The sequence below is a fragment of the Tabrizicola thermarum genome, from assembly GCF_003574395.1.
Taxonomy (GTDB): domain Bacteria; phylum Pseudomonadota; class Alphaproteobacteria; order Rhodobacterales; family Rhodobacteraceae; genus Tabrizicola; species Tabrizicola thermarum.
Map to the genome: position 1 here is coordinate 46,161 of NZ_QMJY01000079.1, position 18,074 is coordinate 64,234.

At 68.0% G+C, this 18,074-nt stretch carries 17 protein-coding genes; 9 read left to right on the top strand and 8 right to left on the bottom strand.

Going from position 1 to position 18,074, the window contains the following annotated elements; all coding sequences use genetic code 11:
- Positions 1-108 precede the first annotated feature (108 nt).
- The 3 genes from D5084_RS18470 to D5084_RS13085 are packed head-to-tail and all read left to right on the top strand — an operon-like array spanning position 109 to position 2,737.
- Positions 109-675 carry a hypothetical protein gene (locus tag D5084_RS18470; protein ID WP_162302437.1) on the top strand — a complete coding sequence of 189 codons (567 nt, stop codon included), beginning with the start codon at positions 109-111 and terminating at the stop codon, positions 673-675.
- Between the two features lie 44 nt (positions 676-719).
- Positions 720-1,379, top strand: coding sequence for a response regulator transcription factor (locus D5084_RS13080; protein WP_128515938.1), 660 nt, complete (start codon positions 720-722; stop codon positions 1,377-1,379).
- On the top strand, positions 1,379-2,737 hold the full coding sequence (locus tag D5084_RS13085; RefSeq protein ID WP_128515939.1) for a sensor histidine kinase: 1,359 nt from the start codon (positions 1,379-1,381) through the stop codon (positions 2,735-2,737). Before D5084_RS13080 ends, D5084_RS13085 begins: the two co-directional genes overlap by 1 nt.
- 3 nt (positions 2,738-2,740) lie before the next feature.
- Here the strand turns inward: D5084_RS13085 and D5084_RS13090 are convergent, their stop codons facing one another.
- The 7 genes from D5084_RS13090 to D5084_RS13120 form a co-directional block, all read right to left on the bottom strand.
- On the bottom strand, positions 2,741-3,988 hold the full coding sequence (locus D5084_RS13090; RefSeq protein WP_128515940.1) for a glycerate kinase type-2 family protein: 1,248 nt from the start codon (positions 3,986-3,988) through the stop codon (positions 2,741-2,743).
- A gap of 111 nt (positions 3,989-4,099) precedes the next feature.
- The gene (hpaR, locus tag D5084_RS13095) at positions 4,100-4,576 is read right to left on the bottom strand and encodes a homoprotocatechuate degradation operon regulator HpaR (RefSeq protein ID WP_128515941.1); all 477 of its coding nucleotides are present in this window, start codon (positions 4,574-4,576) and stop codon (positions 4,100-4,102) included.
- A 54-nt stretch (positions 4,577-4,630) separates the two neighbouring features.
- Positions 4,631-6,601 (bottom strand): aminotransferase class V-fold PLP-dependent enzyme, encoded by a 1,971-nt coding sequence (locus tag D5084_RS18960; RefSeq protein ID WP_354001225.1) that lies wholly within the window; start codon positions 6,599-6,601, stop codon positions 4,631-4,633.
- A 118-nt stretch (positions 6,602-6,719) separates the two neighbouring features.
- A complete protein-coding gene (locus tag D5084_RS13105; RefSeq protein ID WP_128515942.1) occupies positions 6,720-7,478 on the bottom strand; it encodes an inositol monophosphatase family protein in 759 nt (252 codons plus the stop codon).
- Between the two features lie 94 nt (positions 7,479-7,572).
- A complete protein-coding gene (locus tag D5084_RS13110) occupies positions 7,573-7,899 on the bottom strand; it encodes a 2Fe-2S iron-sulfur cluster-binding protein (protein ID WP_202910065.1) in 327 nt (108 codons plus the stop codon).
- A gap of 10 nt (positions 7,900-7,909) precedes the next feature.
- Entirely contained in the window at positions 7,910-9,202 is a 1,293-nt protein-coding gene (locus D5084_RS13115; protein ID WP_128515944.1) for a type I glutamate--ammonia ligase, read from the bottom strand.
- Positions 9,203-9,218: 16 nt separating this feature from the next.
- Positions 9,219-10,475 carry a cytochrome P450 gene (locus D5084_RS13120; protein WP_128515945.1) on the bottom strand — a complete coding sequence of 419 codons (1,257 nt, stop codon included), beginning with the start codon at positions 10,473-10,475 and terminating at the stop codon, positions 9,219-9,221.
- 62 nt (positions 10,476-10,537) lie between these two features.
- On the opposite strand from D5084_RS13120, the gene D5084_RS13125 reads away from it, so the two are divergent.
- Positions 10,538-11,245 carry a type 1 glutamine amidotransferase gene (locus D5084_RS13125; protein ID WP_128515946.1) on the top strand — a complete coding sequence of 236 codons (708 nt, stop codon included), beginning with the start codon at positions 10,538-10,540 and terminating at the stop codon, positions 11,243-11,245.
- On the opposite strand, the gene D5084_RS13130 is transcribed toward D5084_RS13125, so the two are convergent.
- Positions 11,242-11,907 (bottom strand): GntR family transcriptional regulator, encoded by a 666-nt coding sequence (locus tag D5084_RS13130; RefSeq protein WP_128515947.1) that lies wholly within the window; start codon positions 11,905-11,907, stop codon positions 11,242-11,244. The two genes, D5084_RS13125 and D5084_RS13130, sit on opposite strands and share 4 nt — an antisense overlap.
- A 251-nt stretch (positions 11,908-12,158) precedes the next feature.
- On the opposite strand from D5084_RS13130, the gene D5084_RS13135 reads away from it, so the two are divergent.
- Genes D5084_RS13135 through D5084_RS13155 form a run of 5 tightly spaced genes read left to right on the top strand, consistent with a single transcriptional unit; the run spans position 12,159 to position 17,944 of the window.
- Positions 12,159-13,172 carry a BMP family protein gene (locus tag D5084_RS13135; protein WP_128515948.1) on the top strand — a complete coding sequence of 338 codons (1,014 nt, stop codon included), beginning with the start codon at positions 12,159-12,161 and terminating at the stop codon, positions 13,170-13,172.
- Positions 13,169-14,701 carry an ABC transporter ATP-binding protein gene (locus D5084_RS13140; protein ID WP_128515949.1) on the top strand — a complete coding sequence of 511 codons (1,533 nt, stop codon included), beginning with the start codon at positions 13,169-13,171 and terminating at the stop codon, positions 14,699-14,701. The genes D5084_RS13135 and D5084_RS13140 overlap by 4 nt, the downstream gene beginning before the upstream one ends.
- Positions 14,691-15,734: an ABC transporter permease gene (locus D5084_RS13145; protein ID WP_128515950.1), complete on the top strand. Its 1,044-nt coding sequence runs from the start codon at positions 14,691-14,693 to the stop codon at positions 15,732-15,734. Before D5084_RS13140 ends, D5084_RS13145 begins: the two co-directional genes overlap by 11 nt.
- Positions 15,731-16,675, top strand: coding sequence for an ABC transporter permease (locus tag D5084_RS13150; RefSeq protein ID WP_128515951.1), 945 nt, complete (start codon positions 15,731-15,733; stop codon positions 16,673-16,675). The genes D5084_RS13145 and D5084_RS13150 overlap by 4 nt, the downstream gene beginning before the upstream one ends.
- On the top strand, positions 16,676-17,944 hold the full coding sequence (locus D5084_RS13155; RefSeq protein ID WP_128515952.1) for an amidohydrolase family protein: 1,269 nt from the start codon (positions 16,676-16,678) through the stop codon (positions 17,942-17,944).
- Positions 17,945-18,074: the final 130 nt, after the last annotated feature.

The following is an 18,074-nucleotide window of genomic DNA, read 5'->3' on the forward strand; positions in this document are numbered from 1 at the left end:
CCCGGCATCGTTTCGCAACCCACGGAAGAACAAGACACCATCCGCCTTTAACCGGGCAGAAACCGGATGTTCATTTTGGGTTCATCCAGAATTGGATAGACTGCGGCCATGATGTTGAAGCGCGCCCTTCTGTGTGTGGCCTTGCTTGCCCTCTGCGGCCAGGCTCTTGCGTCAGGCATGCGCGAGCTGGACGGGGCGGATTTGCGTCGGGTCGTGCGCGAGCAGGGGATGCTTGGCCTGAAGCAGGTGCTCCAGTCCGTGTCCCGCCAGACCGGAGGCGAGCCCGTCGAGGCCCGCGCCTTCCAGGCCGACAGCGTGTTCTACCGGATCGTTCTGAAGCTGGACGATGGCAGTCTTGTCAGCCTTATCATCGATGCCAGGACGGGGGCGCAGGTGGCAAAGGGCTCGGCCATCGGCAAGGAAGTGGCCGCAGCCGCCAAGGCAGGCGCCAAGTCCAAGGGCGGCAAGGGCAATGCCGCCCGGGGCAATCCTGCCGGGAACGGCGCCGGGAACGGAAACGGCAATGCCGGGGGCAACGGAAACGGCGGCGGGGGCGGAAACGGGAACGGCGGCGGGAACGGCGGCGGGGGCGGGAACGGCGGCGGGGGCGGAAACGGCGGCGGGGGCGGAAACGGCGGCGGGGGCGGAAACGGCGGCGGCAATGGCAAGAACTGACGCCGCCATAATTGTTTCCCATTTGACGGATAATCTCGGTCGGTATGCGCATACTTCTTGCTGAGGACGAGCTGGTCCTGTGCGACCAGATCAAGAAAGTTCTGATGGCCGAGGGCCGGATCGTGGACGTCGCCAACGACGGCCAGGAAGCCTGCTTCATGGGCGCGACGGAACCCTATGACATGATCATCCTGGACCTCGGCCTGCCGATCCGCGACGGGATTTCGGTCCTGCGCGAATGGCGCAGCAACGGCGTGGCGACCCCGGTCCTGATCCTGACTGCCCGCGACGGCTGGTCGGACCGCGTCGAGGGGCTGGATGCCGGCGCCGACGACTATCTGACCAAGCCCTTCCATCTGCCCGAACTTGCCGCCCGGGTGCGTGCCAGCCTGCGGCGCAGCTCGGGGCGGGCCAATCCGCTGTTCGAGAGGGATGGCGTGGTGTTCGACACCCGGCTTGGGCGGGCCTCGGTGCATGGCGTTCCGGTCGACCTGACCTCGCAGGAAGTGGCGGTGCTGTCCTATCTGGTCCACAACGCGGGCCGGCTGATCTCGCGGACCGAACTGTCCGAACACATCTACGAATATGACGGCGACCGCGATTCCAACACGATTGCGGTGTTCATCAATCGCCTGCGCAAGAAACTGGGGCCGGACCTGATCCAGACCATGCGCGGGCGCGGATACATGATCGACCGGGGCTGATGCTGTCCCTGCGGCAGAGGGCGTGGATCAGCGGCGGGCTGTCGGCGCTGGTCTCGCTGGGCGTGGGCATCCTGCTGTTGTATTCCTACCTCAACCGGCAGGCGCTGGACCGGTTCGACCGGGCGCTGGTCGAACGTCACACGCAGGTGGTCGTCGCGCTGAGCTATGCCGCTGACGACCCGTCCCGGCTGGGAGAGTTGCTGTTCGACCCGACCTATCAGGCACCCTATTCGGGGCGCTACTGGCAGGTCACACGCGAGGACGGCCAGACCTTCACCTCGGGATCGCTGTTGGGCGCCAACCTGCCGGGCCATGAGGACGCGCCGACGACTCTTGTGCTGCGGGATGCCGAGAACCCGGACGTCGAAGAGGTCCGCATCGCCCGGCAGCGGATAACGCTGGAGGACGGCTCGACCTGGCTGGTGGCGGTGGCCGAGACTCTGGCGCAGCTGAAGGCCGACCGGAAGGACCTGCGGCAAAACCTGCTGGTGGCCTTTGCCCTGGTGTCGGTGATCGGGCTGGCGAGCGTACTGTTCCAGACCGCCGCGATCCTGCGCCCGCTGGACCGGCTGCGGCGCGACGTGGCGCAACGCTGGGACGGCGGCGAGGCGCTGGTCGAGGCCGATTACCCCGAAGAAGTCGCGCCGCTGGTCGGGGACATCAACACGCTCCTGGAGCGCAACCGCGAGATCGTGGGCCGATCCCGACGGCAGGCCGCCGATCTGGCACATGCGCTGAAGACCCCCAGCGCGATCCTGCGCAACGAGCTGAACACTCTGGCCGAGGGTGGGCAGGACATGGGCAAGGCGCTGGACGCGCTTGACCGGGTCGATGCCCAGCTGGCCCGATCGCTGGCGCGGCTTCGCACGGCAAATACCGGCGAGACCATGCTGGCGCGCACCGATCTGAGCCGTTCGGTCGACCGTTTCGCGCGGCTCTTCGGCATGATGGCCCAGCGCGAGGGCAAGGCTTTCGCGGTTGACTGCGAACCGGGTCTGATGGTGCGGATGGATGCGCAGGATATCGAGGAAGTGCTGGGCAACCTGCTGGACAACGGCCTGAAATGGGGCCGGACGCAACTGCGGCTGACGGCACGCAGGCGCAAGACCGGGGTCGAGGTGCTGGTCGAGGATGACGGGCCGGGGATACGGGTTGCGGAGCGGGACGAGGCGCTGCGATCCGGGGCGCGGCTGGACACCTCGAAACCGGGGACAGGGCTGGGTCTGGCAATCGCCAACGAACTTCTGAAGGCCTACGGCGCGACCATGGCGCTGGAGGACAGTGCCGCGCTTGGCGGTCTTGCGGTGCGGATCACGCTGCCGCTGAAACCGGCCCGCCCCACCCGCGAGGCCGGGTGACGCTTACCCATCCGGCGGCAGGATCAGGATCGCCCGGAAGTCGTTGACATTGGTCAGCGTGGGGCCGGTCACCACCTGCGCCCGGGCGCGGGCGAAGAAGCCGTGGGCGTCGTTGCGGGCCAGCGCCTCGGCCGCGCCGGGGGTCGCCAGCGTGTCGGGGCCGACCAGGGCTCCCGCCACTTCTGCCGCGCCGTCGACGCCATCGGTATCGCAGGCGATGGCATGGATGCGGGGATGGCCGTTCAGGGCCAGCGCGAGCGCGAGGCAGAATTCGGCATTCGGCCCCCCGACCCCATCGCCGGTGCGGGTCACGGTAAGTTCGCCCCCGGAGAGGAGAAGCACCGGCCGGTCGCCGGGTTCAAGGCCGGACGCGATGTCAATGGCCATGACGGCCTGGTCGCGGGCGATGTCGCGGGCCTCACCCTCGATCCGGTCGCCGAGGGTGCGGACGCGGGCCCCGGGCGCGGCAAACGCGGCAGCGGCGGCCAGCGACTGCGCGGGGGCGGCGTAGATCACGTTCTCCGTCCGCGACAGGCGCGGGTCGCCGGGAGGGATGACGCCAGAGTGCTGCAACGCCGCAAGCGCCGCGGCAGGCACCGGGACCTGCCAGCGGTCAAGGATCGCGCGGGCCTCTGCGGGCGTCGTGGCATCGCCGACCGTGGGGCCCGAGCCGATGAAGGCCGGATCGTCGCCCGGCACATCCGAGATCATCAGGGCCAGCAGTCTTGCCGGGTAGGCGGCGGCGGCAAGCTGGCCGCCCTTGACGCGGGACAGGTGCTTGCGGACGGTATTCATCGCCAGGATGGGCGCGCCCGAAGCCAGAAGCGCCGCGTTGACCTGCTGCTTGTCCGCCAGGCTCATCCCCTTGGCCGGGGCGCAAAGAAGCGCGGAGGCCCCGCCCGAGATCAGCGCAAGGACGAAATCCCCTTCGCGGGCGGTGTCCAGAAGCCTCAGCATCCTTTCGGTGGCGTCCACCCCGGCCTGATCGGGGACCGGGTGGGCAGCCTGGACGATCTCGATCCCGCGGCAGGGGCGGGCATGGCCGTATCGGGTGATGACAAGGCCCTCGCACGGTCCCCAGGCCGCCTCGACCGCTTCGGCCATCCGGGCCGAGGCCTTTCCGGCGCCGATCACCAGAACGCGGCCTTTCGGCTTTGCGGGCAGGACCCCGGCAAGCGAGCGCATCGGGTCCGCGACTTCGACGGCACGGTCGAAAAGCTGGCGCAGAAAGCAGGCGGGCTCGGGGATCATCGAAGGCTAGACACGCAGGGGATCAACGGGACGGGAGCAACGGGTTGCAGAGGAGTAGCGGAGCCGCCCTGAAACTGCCAACCGATGGTCCTGCGCCAAGACCGCCATGACCTAACGACGGGTCTTGGGGGCACCTTGTGGTGGCCCGCGCAGGTCCAGCTTCTGGAGGTCCTCCAGCAGGTCGAGCAGCGTTTCCAGCCGCTTGCGCCCGAATTCGGCTTCGATCCGGCCCAGGATCGCTGCACTTGCCGCAGCATGGGCGTTGACCAGCGCAAGCCCCGCCGGCGTGATCGCGATCACCGACTTGCGGCGGTCCTCGGGCGGGGTCATCCGCGAGATCAGGCCTTCCTCGACCATCGGCCCGACCATCCGCGTCAGGCTGGACAGCAGGAGCACGGCCTCGGCGGCGACCTGGCTCAGCTCCAGCGGCCCGCGTTCCTGCAACACGCGCAGGACGCGCCATTTCTGCTCGTTGACGCCGGAACTGGCCAGCATGTCGCGGAACGGCCCCATCACCGTTTCCCGCGCCCGCAAAAGCGCGATGGGCAACGAGCGGCGGGTCTGGCGGAAGCTGGTTGTGTCGGTCATCTTCCGGTTATGGCGCGTTTCGCGCGCGGCCTCAATCCAAGGTTTCGCGCCGGGTCAGGCCACCAGCGCCAGCGCCCGGATGGGAGAGCCCGTCCCGTTCCTGATCTTCAGTGGCGTCACGATCAGCAGCGCGCCCTTGGGCGGCAGCTGGTCGAGGTTGCACAGGCTGGCCAGGCCAAAGCAGTTGTCCCGGTGCAGGAAGTTGTGCGCCGGGAAGGGCGGGCTGAACTTGCCGGCCATCCCCGCATCGGTCCCGATGCATTGCGTGCCCCAGCCGACGATGCCCTTGCCCAGGAGGTAGTCGATGCAGTCGGTCGAGGGGCCGGGAGAGTGGGATCCGTCCTCGTGGGGGTCCGGGTCTTCGTTCAGGAACAGTTCCTCGTCGTGGCTCCGCCTGTCCCAGTCGGTGCGCATCAGCACCCATTCGCCGGGGCCGATCTGCCCATGCTGCGCCTCCCAGGCCTTCACATGGGCCGCCGTCAGCAGGAAATCCGGGTCGGCGGCGGCCTCGGCGGAACAGTCGATGACATTTGCGGGCGCGATCAGGCGCTGGACCGACAGGGTGTCGGTGAAGCCGTCCGGGTGGTCCTTGCCCGACAGCCAGTGGTGCGGCGCGTCGAAATGGGTGCCGGAATGTTCGCCCAGTTCCAGCCAGTTCCAGGCCCAGAACGGGCCGTCCTTGTCGTAGGCGCTGATCCGGTGGATCGCGACCTTGGGGGTGTTCCGCGCCAGATCCTCGGGCAGGCGGAGGATCGGTGTGTCCGGGCCAAGCTCGGCGGTCAGGTCCACGACTGTCACGCTGCCCGAAGCGAGGCCCGAGGCGAGCGCAGCAAGGGTTTCGGCAGGGTTTCCGGTCTTCTCCCCCTGCCCCGCAAAGCGCCGCTTGCGGCGGGCCATCACCTCTTCGACCAGATCGAAGACGGCATCCACCGCGCGTTCCTCGGTCACGAAACCGGGCGACATGCGCAGGATCGGGCCGCGGCAATCGACCGAATAGCCCTCGACCCCCAGCGCGCCGACGCAGGCCGCTGCCTCGGCCTTGTCGGGCATGCGGATCATCACCGCGCCGCCCCGTTTGTCCGCGTCGCGCGGGGAATGGAGGGGGAGGCCCAGACGGTCGGCCCGTTCGATCACCCGGTCCACAAGGCGGCGGTTGTGGGCGGCGACCTCGGTCAGGTCCTGCTTCGAGAACCACTCCAGCGCCGGCAGCGAGGCAAGGGCCGCGACCGAACCCGGCGTGCCGGTGTCGAAGCGGCGGATGTCGGGGGCGTAGTCGAACTTGTCCAGGTCCCAGGAGAAGGGGTTATTCTGGGAAAACCAGCCCCGGCCTTCCGGCGTCAGCATGGGGATCAGGTCCTTGTCGGCGTAGAGGATGCCGGCCCCGGGCGTGCCGCAGAGCCATTTCAGGCTGGTCGAGACGACGAAATCGACGCGCGGGTTCAGGGCGTCGAAGGGCATCAGGCCCGCCCCTTGCGTGATGTCGGCGACCATCAGGCTGCCCATCGCGCGGCCATGGGCGACCAGCGCCGGGTAGTCCATCTTCGAGGAGCCGATGGAGGTGACCCAGGTCAGCAGCGCAAGGCCCACGTCGGGGGTCCAGTGGCTCAGGTAATCTTCGGTCGTGACGAGGGGGAGGCCTTCTGACAGGGGGACGGTGGTCAGGGTGAAGCCCATCTTGGGGGCGAGGCCCTGAAGGAGGAAGTGGAGCGAGGGGAAGCAGTCGGCGGCGGCGAGGACGCGCTTGCCCTTGAGATAGCCTTCGGGCAGGGCGCGGAGGATCTTCTGCAGGCCCTCGGTCACGTTGTCCACCGTGGTCAGGCTGCCCTTCGGCACCCCGATCAGCCGCCGCCAGCGGTCGATGAAGTCCTGCCGCTTGCGCAGGACATACCCCCACTGCTTGTCGTTCGGGGCGGCCCAGATTTCGGAGAACTCGGCCATGGCGCGGGCCAGGTCTTCCTCTTTTCCGGGGTAGATGCCGATGGAATGGTAGAGGAAGTAGCCCCCATGGGTGGTGTTGCGGGTCATGTTCTGCGGTCCCCTCCGGCCTTCCGGGGCGAGAGTGCCAGCGGGGCGCGGCGGCTGCAAGCGCCGCGCGCGGCGCTTTTTCGTGAGGTATTGAAATCAAGGGCTTGGCCGTGGGCGTTTACCTTTCGTCAAGGATTTCGCCGCGCCATCCGGCGGCCTGGGCGAGGGCGAAAACCTCGCCTGCGAGGATATCGACGGTGCCGTCCTCGTGGAGCTTGAACGCGGTCGGCAGGCCTGCGGCGCGGCAGAGGGCGAGGCCGCCGGCACAATCCCAGAGGCCGCCGACATTTGCCTCGACATAGCCTTTGAGGCGCCCGGTGGCGACGAGCATCAGCGAGAGCGCGCAGGAGCCGATCAGGCGCACGCCGAGGTTCCGGGCATCGGCGGCGGCCTCGATTGCGTGGCGGTCGGCGGCGGGCCAGCGGGGGTTGCGGCCGAGGCCGATGCAGGGCGGGTCGGCAGGGCGGGAGCCGGGGGTGAAGCCGGTGGTGCGCAGGGGTTCGCCCACCGCGCCAATCACGGAGAGGCCCAACGCGGGGGCGATGATGGCACCCGCGACGGGCTGGCCGTGGTCCATCAGGCCAAGGGAGACGGTCCAGAACGGCAGGCCGGAGAGGAAATTCGCGGTGCCGTCGATCGGGTCGATGGCCCAGAAGCGGTGGGACGGGTGGCCGCCGTATTCCTCGCCCAGGATGGCGCAATCGGGGAAAGCGGCGCTCAGGCGCTGGCGGACGGTCTGCTCCACGGCGCGGTCGGCGTCGGAGACGAGGTCGCCGGGAGATTTGGCATCCACCTGGCGGGCGGCGAGGCTGTTGAAGAAGGCCAGCGACTGGGCGGCGGCCTCGGTGAGGATCGGGGTGAGGGTGTCCAGGATCATCGGCTTCTCATGGAGACGGGGACGGAAGCCTTACACCACCAGAGTCACGATTTTTCTGCAAAGAATCGGGAATCTTGCAGAAATTTCGTTTGCCTCAAGCCTCGGGCACCGACAGCACGATCCCGTCCAGCGCCGCAGTCATCCTGATCTGGCAGGAGAGGCGCGAGGTGGGTTGGCGGCCGGCCTCGGTGATGTCGAGCATGTCTTCCTCGAAGGCGCTGGGGGTCCCTGCCCGTTCGGCCCAGTCGGGGGCGACGACGACATGGCAGGTGGCGCAGGACATCGAGCCGCCGCATTCGCCGATGATGCCGGGGACGCCATGGCGGGTGGCGGCCTCCATCAGGCTTTGGCCCTCGGGCACGTCGAGGGTGATCGCGCGGCCATCGGCCAGGTTCCAGGTGGCTTTCCGTGTCAAAGTCATTGGCGGACCCTCAGACATACCAGATGTAATAGTCGCGCAAGGCTGCGCCTTCGAGGCCCTCGGTCTTGGTCACCTCGATCCGTTTCATGAAGAGGTGGTGTTCGACAAGCTCCGGGCCGAGAGCGGCGGCGAGGGCCTTGTCGGCCTCAAGATCGTCCATCGCCTCGGACAGTGAGCCTGCCACGCCATAGCCTGCGTCGGTGCGGTCAAAGCCGTCGCCGGCCTCGGGCGCGGGGAGATTGTAGCCGTTCTGCACGCCGAGGAGGCCCGCCTGAAGGAGCGCCGCAAGCGCGGTGTAGGGGTTGCAGCTGGCGTCGGCCATCCGGTGTTCGAGGCGGGTCTTGGGGCCGCCCTCTTCCGACACGCGGACGGTGACGCCGCGATGGTCGCCGCCCCAGTTGCACCAGTAGCCGGACATGGATGCCGGTTGCAGGCGGAGGTAGCTGCCGACCGTGGGGGCCAACAGCCCGGCCAGTCCCTTGTGGTGGTGCAGCCAGCCCGCGACGACGCCTTTCGCAAGGTCGTTCATGTGGTCGGGGCCGCCTTTGGGGCCGGTTTGCAGGGCGTTCTTGCCCGCCTTGTCGGCGAAGGAGAGGTTGAAGTGCAGGCCCGAGCCGCCCTTTTCCGGGATCGGTTTCGGCAGGAAGGTCAAGAGGATGCCGTGTTCGAGGGCCACTTCGCGGGCCATCTGGCGGAAGAGGACCATCTCGTCCACGGCCTTGACGGCGGTGTCATAGGCGAGGGTGAATTCGAACTGCGGCGTGTCGTATTCGGCGGTGATGAGGTCGAGGCGGAAGCCTGCTTCCTCGGCCCTTTGCCAGATCGCATCGGTGAAACCGGCGGGGTCGGCGAAGGGGCCGGTGCCGTAGACGATGCCTCCCGGCGCGTGCAGGGGGGCGATGGAGCCGTCTTCGGCGATCTCGAAGGCGAAGGCTTCGAGCTCCACGCCGACTTTGGGGGTCAGGCCCCTGCCCTCCCAGGCGGCAACGGCGCGTTTCAGGGCGGAGCGGGGGCAGAGGGGGATGCGCTGGCCCTCGCTGTCGTAGAGGTCGCCGGTGACGACCTTCGTGTCAAGCTCCCAGCCGTCGCGGATGTCGGAGGCCTCCCAGCGCAGCTCCATGTCCGGGATGCCTTCGCGGCATCTGGTGTGCGGGGCGTCGAGGATGAGGTCCTTGTCCCAGTGGACGGAAAAGGTGGGCCGCGCCATGCGGGTGCCGTCGGATTTCAGCTTGGACGCGGGCAGGTATTTGCCGCGCATCAGGCTGAGGTGGTCGCAGAACATCGCGCGCAGGCGGTCGGGCATTTCGGTCTCCCCCTGTTTATTGCAGCGTCACGCGGACGGGCAGGCTTTTCAATCCGGCGACGAAGTTCGAGCGCAGGAATTTCTGCTCTCCGGCCGGTTCGATGGATGTGATGCGTTTCGCCAGTTCCTGGAACAGCACGCGGACTTCGAGGCGGGCGAGCCACATGCCGAGGCAGAGGTGCGGGCCGCCCTGCCCGAAGGCGAGGTGTCTGTTCGGGTTGCGGGCGAGGTTGACGCGGAAGGGGTCGTCGAACACGGCCTCGTCGCGGTTGGCGGAGGCGAACCAGTAGAGCACCTTGTCGCCCGCGCGGATGGTCTTGCCGTGCAGGTCGAAGTCGCGGGTGGCGGTGCGGCGGAAGTAGCTGGTGGGGCTGGCCCAGCGGATGATCTCGTCGGCCATGGTGTCATCGACGGCGCCGGACTGGATCAGGGGGAGAAGCTCGGGCTGGTGGGCGAGCGCCTGGATCCCGGCGGCGATGGAGTAGCGCGTGGTGTCGTTCCCGGCGGCGACGATCAGGCAGAAGAAGTTGCGGAATTCGTGTTCGGGCATGACCTGGCCGTCGTGGCCGGGTTGCAGGATCATGTGGAGCACGCCGCCCGTGTCGCCGATGGCCGCTTTGCGGGCCATCAGGTCCTTGGCGTAGACGAAGAGTTCCGCGCCTGCCGGAGAGTTGAAGGGCATCATGCGGAATTCGTCGGTGGTGAGTTTGTCAAGGACGTGGGGCGTGAAGTCGGGGTCGGTGTTGGCGATCAGCGCGTCGCCTTTCTCGACGAGCCAGGGCAGGTCCTCGTCGGGAAGGCCCACGATGCGGCCGAGCATCCGCATGGGCAGTTCGCGGGCGATTTCCCTGGTGGCGTCGAAGGTTTCCCTGGGCAGGGCCGCGTCGAGGATCGTGGTGCAGAGGTCGCGGATCGCCTGTTCGAAGGTGGCGATGACGGGTTTCGAGAAGGCCTTGGCGACCTTCACCCGGGTCAGCATGTGGTCCGGCGGGTCGGTTTCCTGGAAGGTGCGGCGGGCGAGGTATTCCTCGTAGCTCTGATCCTCCATGCGGATGCCGCGGGCGGAGGACAGGAGGTCGGGCTGGCCGTTCAGGCGCAGGATGTCCTCGTGCCGGGTCAGGGACCAGAAGCCCTGGCCTTGGGGGTATGGGGTCCAGTGGCAGGGGTCCTCGCGGCGCAGGCGGGCGAAGGTGTTGTGCGGGGCGCCGTTCAGGAAAGTGTCGTGGCTGGTCAGGTCGGCGTAACCGTCGTCGGTCGGTGTCCAGACTGTCATGGGTTGCTCCCTCCTGCGATTTGCATAATGATACGCATGTTAAATATGTAAAGGGAAATCTCATGCATATCGCGGTGCTGGCCACGAACACCGATGACAGCGATTTCGCCGCCCGCCATCCGCGCGATGTGGAGAAGTTCAAGGCCCTGTTGCAGGGGGTGCGGCCGGGGTGGAAGGTGATGGCCTTCGATCTGCCGAAAGGCGAGTTTCCCGATGATCTGCAAGGGTTTGACGGGGCGCTGATCGGGGGCAGCCCGGCCTCGGTGCATGATGAGGAGGCCTGGATCGACCGGCTGATGCAGCTGATCCGCGACGGTTTTGCGGCAGGGGTCCCGCTGGCCGGGGCCTGTTTCGGGCATCAGGCGATCGCCAAGGCGCTGGGGGGAACGGTGGGGCCTAATCCGGGGGCCTTCGTGCTGGGGACGGCGGAGACCGAGGTGATCGCCCCTGCCCCCTGGATGGAGCCCGTGACACGGTTCCGGCTGGCCGCCGCGCATGGCGAGCAGGTGACGGCGCTGCCCCCCGGCGCGGAGGTGGTGGGGGTCACGCCGGGGTGTCCGACGGCGTGCTACCGGATCGGCAACCGGGTCTTTGCCACGCAGTATCACCCGGAGATGACGCCGGAGTTCCTGGCCGCGCTGGTGGAGGAGTTCGCGCCGAAGGTCCCGGCAGAGGTGGCGGTGGCCGCAAGGGACTCACTCTGTCAGAGAACCGACGGCCCCCGCTTTGCCGAATGGATCGCGCGGTTCTTCGAACAGGCGAAGGGCTAGGAGAGCGCGGCCAGAAGGTCCATCGCCGTCACCTGATCGAACTGGACATGGGCCTGCATCATCGCCTCGGCCCCCGCCGAATCGCGGTCGGTGATGAGGCGCGCGATGGCCCGGTGTTCGGCGGCGGATTTCGGGATCGCACCCTGAAAACGATAGCGGGCGCGGTAGTAGGCCAGCAGGCGGCGGGCGTTGGTCTTGAGGCTTTCCAGCAGCACGCCATTGCCCGAGGCAGTGGCCACGCAGGCATGAAACCGCAGGTTCAACTGGTAATAGCCGTCCGGGTCGCCGGTCGGATCGGCGGCGGCCTGCGCCTCGCAGGCGCGGACGGCGGCCTCGAGCTCTTCGGCCCCCTGCCGCGACAGGCGGCGGGCGGCAAGGCCCGCGGCCTGGCCTTCCAGCTTGGCATGGACCTCGAGGATGGCGAGAAATTCCTCCAGCGTGGGCCGGAAGATCGCGGCCCCCTTGCGCGGCAGGCGGCGGACGAGGCCGAGGGCTTCGAGATAAAGGATCGCCTCGCGCACCGGCGTGCGGGAGACGCCGTAGGTCGCCGACAGTTCGGCCTCGTCCAGAAGGTCGCCCGGGTTCAGCTGGCCAAGGTCGATCCGGTCCAGGATGTGCTGGACGAGGGTCGGGATCTGCGGGCCGGCGAAGGGAATGGACATGGCGAACCTCCTTCCTGGCGACCCTGCCATGCGGCGGGCGCGGCGTCGATGCCCGTCCCGACTTCAGACAATGCTTTCGCATTGACCGGCAAGGCCATGAAATGCCATATTTTCCGGCAAATTCTACCGGCGCGGTCGCAGGTGCGCCGCGCGATTTGACCGGGGAAACTGCCGCTTGTAACGAATCGGGAAAGAGTTTTACCTCTTGGTAAAAATTCCAACCGAAGACCAGCAACAGGGATAGGCATCAGATGACAACGGGAACCTTCACGGTATCGCGGCGCGGGCTGCTTCTGGGTGGGGCGGCGGCAACGGTGGCGGCGAACCTGCCGCGCGCTGGCCTTGCGCAAGAGCCGATCAAAATGGCGGGCATCTACACGGTGCCGGTGGAACAGCAATGGGTCAGCCGCATCCACATCGCCGCCGAGGCGCTGAAGGCGGCGGGGACGGTGGATTACACCTACACCGAAAATGTGGCGAACACCGACTATCCCCGCGTGATGCGCGAATATTGCGAGGCGGGGGTCAAGCTGATCGTGGGCGAGATCTTCGGCGCCGAGCAGGAGGCGCGCGAGGTCTGCGCGGAATACCCGGATGTGGCATTTCTGCTGGGGTCGTCCTTCATGCCGGACGAGGCCGCGAACCCCAACCTCGCGGTCTTCGACAACTACATCCAGGACGCGGCTTATCTCTCGGGCATCGTCGCGGGCGGCATGACCAAGGGCAACATCGGCATGGTCGGCGGCTTCCCGATACCGGAGGTCAACCGGCTGATGAACGCCTTCATGGCCGGCGTGCGCGAGGTGAAGCCGGAGACGAAATTCCAGGTCAGCTTCATCGGGTCCTGGTTCGATCCGCCCAAGGCCAAGGAGACCGCCTTTGCGATGATCGACGGGGGCGCGGACCTGATGTATGCCGAACGCTTCGGCGTGTCGGACGCGGCCAAGGAGCGGGGCGTTCTGGCCATCGGCAACGTGATCGACACGCAACCGGATTACCCGGAGACGGTCGTCACCTCGGCCCTGTGGCATTTCGAGCCCACGCTGAACGCCGCCGTCGCTGCGGTGCAGGCCGGGACGTTCAAGGCGGCGAATTACGGCACCTATTCCTTCATGCGCGAGGGCGGCTGTTCGCTGGCACCGCTGGGCACCTTCGAGGACAAGGTTCCCGCCGAGATCAAGGCTCTGGTGGCCGAGAAGGAAAAGGCGATTCGCGACGGCAGTTTCATGGTCGGGATCGACGACAGCGAGCCGAAATCGTCGTGAGCCGGGACAGCGGGGCGGAAGTCGTTCTTCGCCTTGACCGGATCACCAAGCGCTTCGGCGCGCTGACGGCCAACGACGCCGTGTCGCTGACCCTGCGGCGCGGCGAGGTGGTGGCGCTGCTTGGGGAAAACGGCGCGGGCAAGACCACGCTGATGAACATCCTCTTCGGTCACTATGTGGCCGATGCGGGGTCGGTCGAGGTGTTCGGCCGCCCCCTGCCCCCCGGCAACCCGCGCGCGGCGCTGGCGGCGGGGGTGGGGATGGTGCACCAGCACTTCACCCTGGCGGGCAACCTGACGGTGCTGGAGAACATTCGCCTCGGGACCGAGGGGCTGTGGTCGCGGTCGTATGCGGGCGCGCGGGAGAAGGTGGCGCGGCTGTCGCGGGACTTCGGGCTGTCGGTCGATCCCGATGCCAGGGTGGGCCGCCTGTCGGTGGGCGAACGCCAGCGGGTGGAGATCCTGAAGGCGCTCTATCGTGACGCGCGGGTGCTGATCCTGGACGAGCCGACGGCGGTGCTGACCCCGCAGGAGGCCGAGGCGCTGTTCGCGACCCTGCGCAAGGCCACGGCGCGGGGACTGTCGGTGATCTTCATCAGCCACAAGCTGCACGAGGTGATGGGCGTGGCCGACCGTTGCGTGGTGCTGCGCCATGGCCGGGTGGTGGGCGAAGTGGATACCCACGCCACGGACAAGGCCGCGCTGGCGGCGCTGATGGTCGGGGGGGAACTGTCCCTGCCGCGCGCCGAGGCGCGGACGCCGGGTCCGGTGCTGATGCGGCTGGATCAGGTCTCGACGCCCGACCGCGGCGCGGCGCCGGGACTGAAGGCGGTGTCGCTGGAGCTGCGGGCCGGGCAGATCACCGGGCTTGCCGGGGTCTCGGGCAACGGGCAGGCGGCGCTGGCCGAGATCGTGGGCGGGCTGGCCCTGCCTGCGGCGGGGCAGCTGTGGCTGCATGGGCAGGAGCCGGAGACCTGGACCCCGCGCGAGGCCTTGGCGCGCGGCGTGGCGCGGATCCCGGAGGACCGGCACCATCAGGGGTCGATTGCGGACTTTGACCTGACCGAGAATGCGGTGCTGGAGGGGTATCGCACGCGGTTCTCGCGGCGCGGCTGGATGGACTGGCGGGCGGCGCGGGCCTTTGCGGAAGGGATCATCAAGGGCTATGACGTGCGCTGTCCGGGGCCGGAGACGCGGATCAGGCTGCTCTCGGGCGGGAACATGCAGAAGCTGATCCTGGGCCGCGCGCTGGCGCCGGGGCCGGACATCATCCTTGCGAACCAGCCGGTGCGGGGGCTGGATGTGGGGGCGATTGCCTATGTGCAGGCGCAGCTGATCGCGGCGCGCGACCGGGGGGCGGCGGTGCTGCTGATTTCGGAAGATCTGGATGAAATCATGAGCTTGTCTGACGTCGTTCATGTGATGTCTCAAGGCCGTCTTTCCCCGGCCTTTGCGCGTGGGACGATGACGGCGGCGGAATTGGGCCTGTGGATGGCAGGGCAGAAGTTCGGGGAAGCGCATGCGGCTTGAGACGATCCCCAACCCCTCGGCGGCGCGCAAGGTGGGGTTGCCGGCGCTGGCGCTGCTCGCCACGCTGGGGGTCGCCATGCTGCTGGCGCTGATCGCGGGGGCGAACCCTTTCGCGGTGCTGGGCCAGATCGCGCGGGGGGCGCTGGGGTCGAAGCTGGCGATTCTCGAAACCCTGAACCGCGCGACGCCCTTGATCTTCACCGGGCTGGCGGTGGCCGTGGCCTTCCGGGCAAAACTGTGGAACATCGGCGCCGAGGCGCAGCTTTATGCGGGCGCCATCGTGGCGGTGGTGCTGGGCACGGGCGCGCTGGGAAGCCCGCTGGTCCTGCCCGTCTCGGCGGGGGCCGCGATGCTGGCGGGGGCGGCGCTGCTGCTGGGGCCGGTGCTGCTGAAAACCCGGCTGGGGGTGGACGAGGTGGTGACGACCCTGCTGCTGAACTTCATCATGCTTCTGTTCGTCAGCTATCTTCTGGAAGGCCCGATGAAGGATCCCATGGGCATGGGCTGGCCGAAGTCCCCTGCCCTGATCCCCGAGGCCCGCCTGCCGCGCATCGTGGAGGGCTTGCGGCTGCACTGGGGCTTTGCGCTGGCGATCATCGCGGCGGTCGCGGTCTGGGTGATCCAGACCCGCACCACGCTGGGCTTCGAAATCCGCGCCGTTGGGCAGAACCCCGAGGCGGCGCGGTTCGCAGGCATGCCGGTCAACGCGGTGCTGGTGAAAACCGCCCTTTTGTCCGGGGGGCTGGCGGCGCTGGCCGGGTGGTCCGAGGTGGCCGGGCTGAAGGGGCATCTGTCGTCGGACCTGTCGCCGGGCTTCGGCTACACGGGGATCATCGTGGCGATGCTGGCGCTGCTGCATCCCCTGGGCGTGGTGGTGACGGCGATCTTCGTGGCGGGGATCTTCGTCGGGTCTGACGCGATGAGCCGGGCGGCGGGGGTGCCGACCTATATCGCCGACATGCTGCTGGCGACGGCACTGCTGTTCATGGTGCTGGCGATCCTTCTCACCAAGATGCGGGTGGTGCGGGGATGAGCGAGATTGTCGATATCCTCATTTCGGCCAGCTTCTGGGCGGCGGTGATCCGCATCGCCTCGCCGCTGATCCTGGCCACCATGGGGGAACTCATCTGCGAACGCGCGGGGGTGCTGAACCTCGGGATCGAGGGGATCATGGTCATCGGCGCCTTCACCGGCTGGATGGCGGTCTATCAGGGGATGCCGCTTTGGGGCGGGGTCGCGGTGGCGATGGCGGCGGGGATGCTGTTCGGGCTCTTGCATTCGGTGCTGACCGTGCCCTTCGGCCTGTCGCAGCATGTGGTGGGGTTGGGGGTGACGCTGCTGGCCACGGCCTCGGCCTCTTTCGCCTATCGGCTGATGCTGCCGCAGGTGACCAGCCCGCCGAAGATCACACCCTTCCAGCCGCTTTACATTCCCGGCCTGTCCGACCTGCCCTGGCTGGGGGCCGCCCTGTCGCAGACGGCGCTGACCTGGGCGGCCTTTGCGGTGGCGGGGCTGGTGGCCTTCACGCTTTATCGCACGCCTTTGGGGCTGGCGCTGCGGGCGGTGGGCGAGAACCCGGCGGCAGTCGAGGCGCAGGGGCTGTCGGTCACCGGCCTGCGGATGGGGGCGGTGATCGTGGGCTCGGGGCTGATGGCGGTGGGGGGCGCGTTCCTGACGCTGTCGGCCTTCTCCAGCTTTTTCTTCGAGATGGTGAACGGGCGGGGGTGGATCTGCATCGCGCTGGTCGTCTTTGGCGCCTGGAAGCCCGGCAAGGCGGTGCTGGGGGCGATCCTGTTCGCAGCCTTCGACGCGTTGCAGATCCGGTTGCAGCAGACGGCGCTGGGGGCGGTGCTGCCCTATCAGCTGTTCCTGGCCCTGCCCTTCCTGCTGTCGATCCTGGCACTGATCCTGATGTCGCGGCGGGCCGAGGTGCCGGCGGCGCTGATGGTGCCCTACAACAAGGGGGAACGGTAGATGTTCGATCTTCTGGTCAAGGGCGGCACCCTGCCCGACGGCACGGTGGCCGATATCGGCATCAGGGGCGACCGGATCGCGGCGGTGGGCAGGCTGGAGGCCGAGGGTGCCTGCGTGATCGACGCGACCGGAGACCTGGTGTCCCCGCCCTTCGTCGATCCGCATTTCCATATGGACGCGACGCTGAGCTACGGCCTGCCGCGGGTGAATGCCTCTGGCACGCTTCTGGAAGGCATCGCGCTGTGGGGAGAGCTGCGCGAGATCGCCACGGTGGAGGAGATGGTGGACCGCGCGGTCCGCTACTGCGACTGGGCAGTCAGCATGGGGCTGCTGGCGATCCGCACCCATGTCGATACCACGCCCGACCATTTGCGCGGGGTCGAGGCGATGCTGGAGGTGAAGCGTCGGGTGGCGCCCTACCTTGACCTGCAACTGGTGGCCTTTCCGCAGGACGGGCTTTACCGGACGAAGACCGGGCGGCAGAACCTTCTGCGCGCGCTGGACATGGGTGTCGATGTCGTCGGCGGCATCCCGCATTTCGAGCGCACAATGGAGGAAGGCGCCGAGTCCCTGCGCGATCTGGCGCGGATCGCCGCCGAGCGCGGCTTGATGTGGGACGTCCATTGCGACGAAACCGACGACCCGATGAGCCGCCATGTGGAAACAATGGCGCGCGAGGTGACGCGGCACGGGCTGGGGGGCCGCGCGGCGGGGAGCCACCTGACCTCCATGCATTCGATGGACAATTACTATGTGTCCAAGCTTTTGCCGCTGATCGCCGAAAGCGGGATGACCGCGATCCCGAACCCCTTGATCAACATCACGCTGCAGGGCCGCCATGACACCTACCCCAAGCGGCGCGGGCTGACGCGGGTGAAGGAGATGCAGGCCCTGGGCATCCCCGTGGGCTGGGGACAGGACTGCGTGCTGGACCCCTGGTATTCGCTTGGCACGGCGGACATGCTGGATGTGGCCTTCATGGGCCTGCATGTGGCGCAGATGATGCATCCGGCGGAAATGGCGCGCTGTTTCACCATGGTGACCGAGACCAACGCGCAGATCATGGGCCTGCCCGACTACGGGCTGCGCCCCGGCTGTCTGGCAAGCCTGGTGGTGCTGGACGCGGGCAACCCGGTCGAGGCCTTGCGGCTGCGGCCCGACAGGCTGGCCGTGGTGTCGAAGGGCAAGCTGGTCGCCGAGCGGCAGCGTAACGATGCCCGTCTGTCGTTGCCGGGGCGGCCCGGGCGCGTACGGCGTCGGCAGGGCTAGGGCCGCGAATCAGCCACAGGCCGCAGCAGAGGTCGGACATCCGGGATTCGTTCCGGCCTCGAAACAAAGACCTGCCCCTGAACGGGCACGGATTGGGCGACGGGCCCGATCCTGTTCGGTCGCGTCTGGG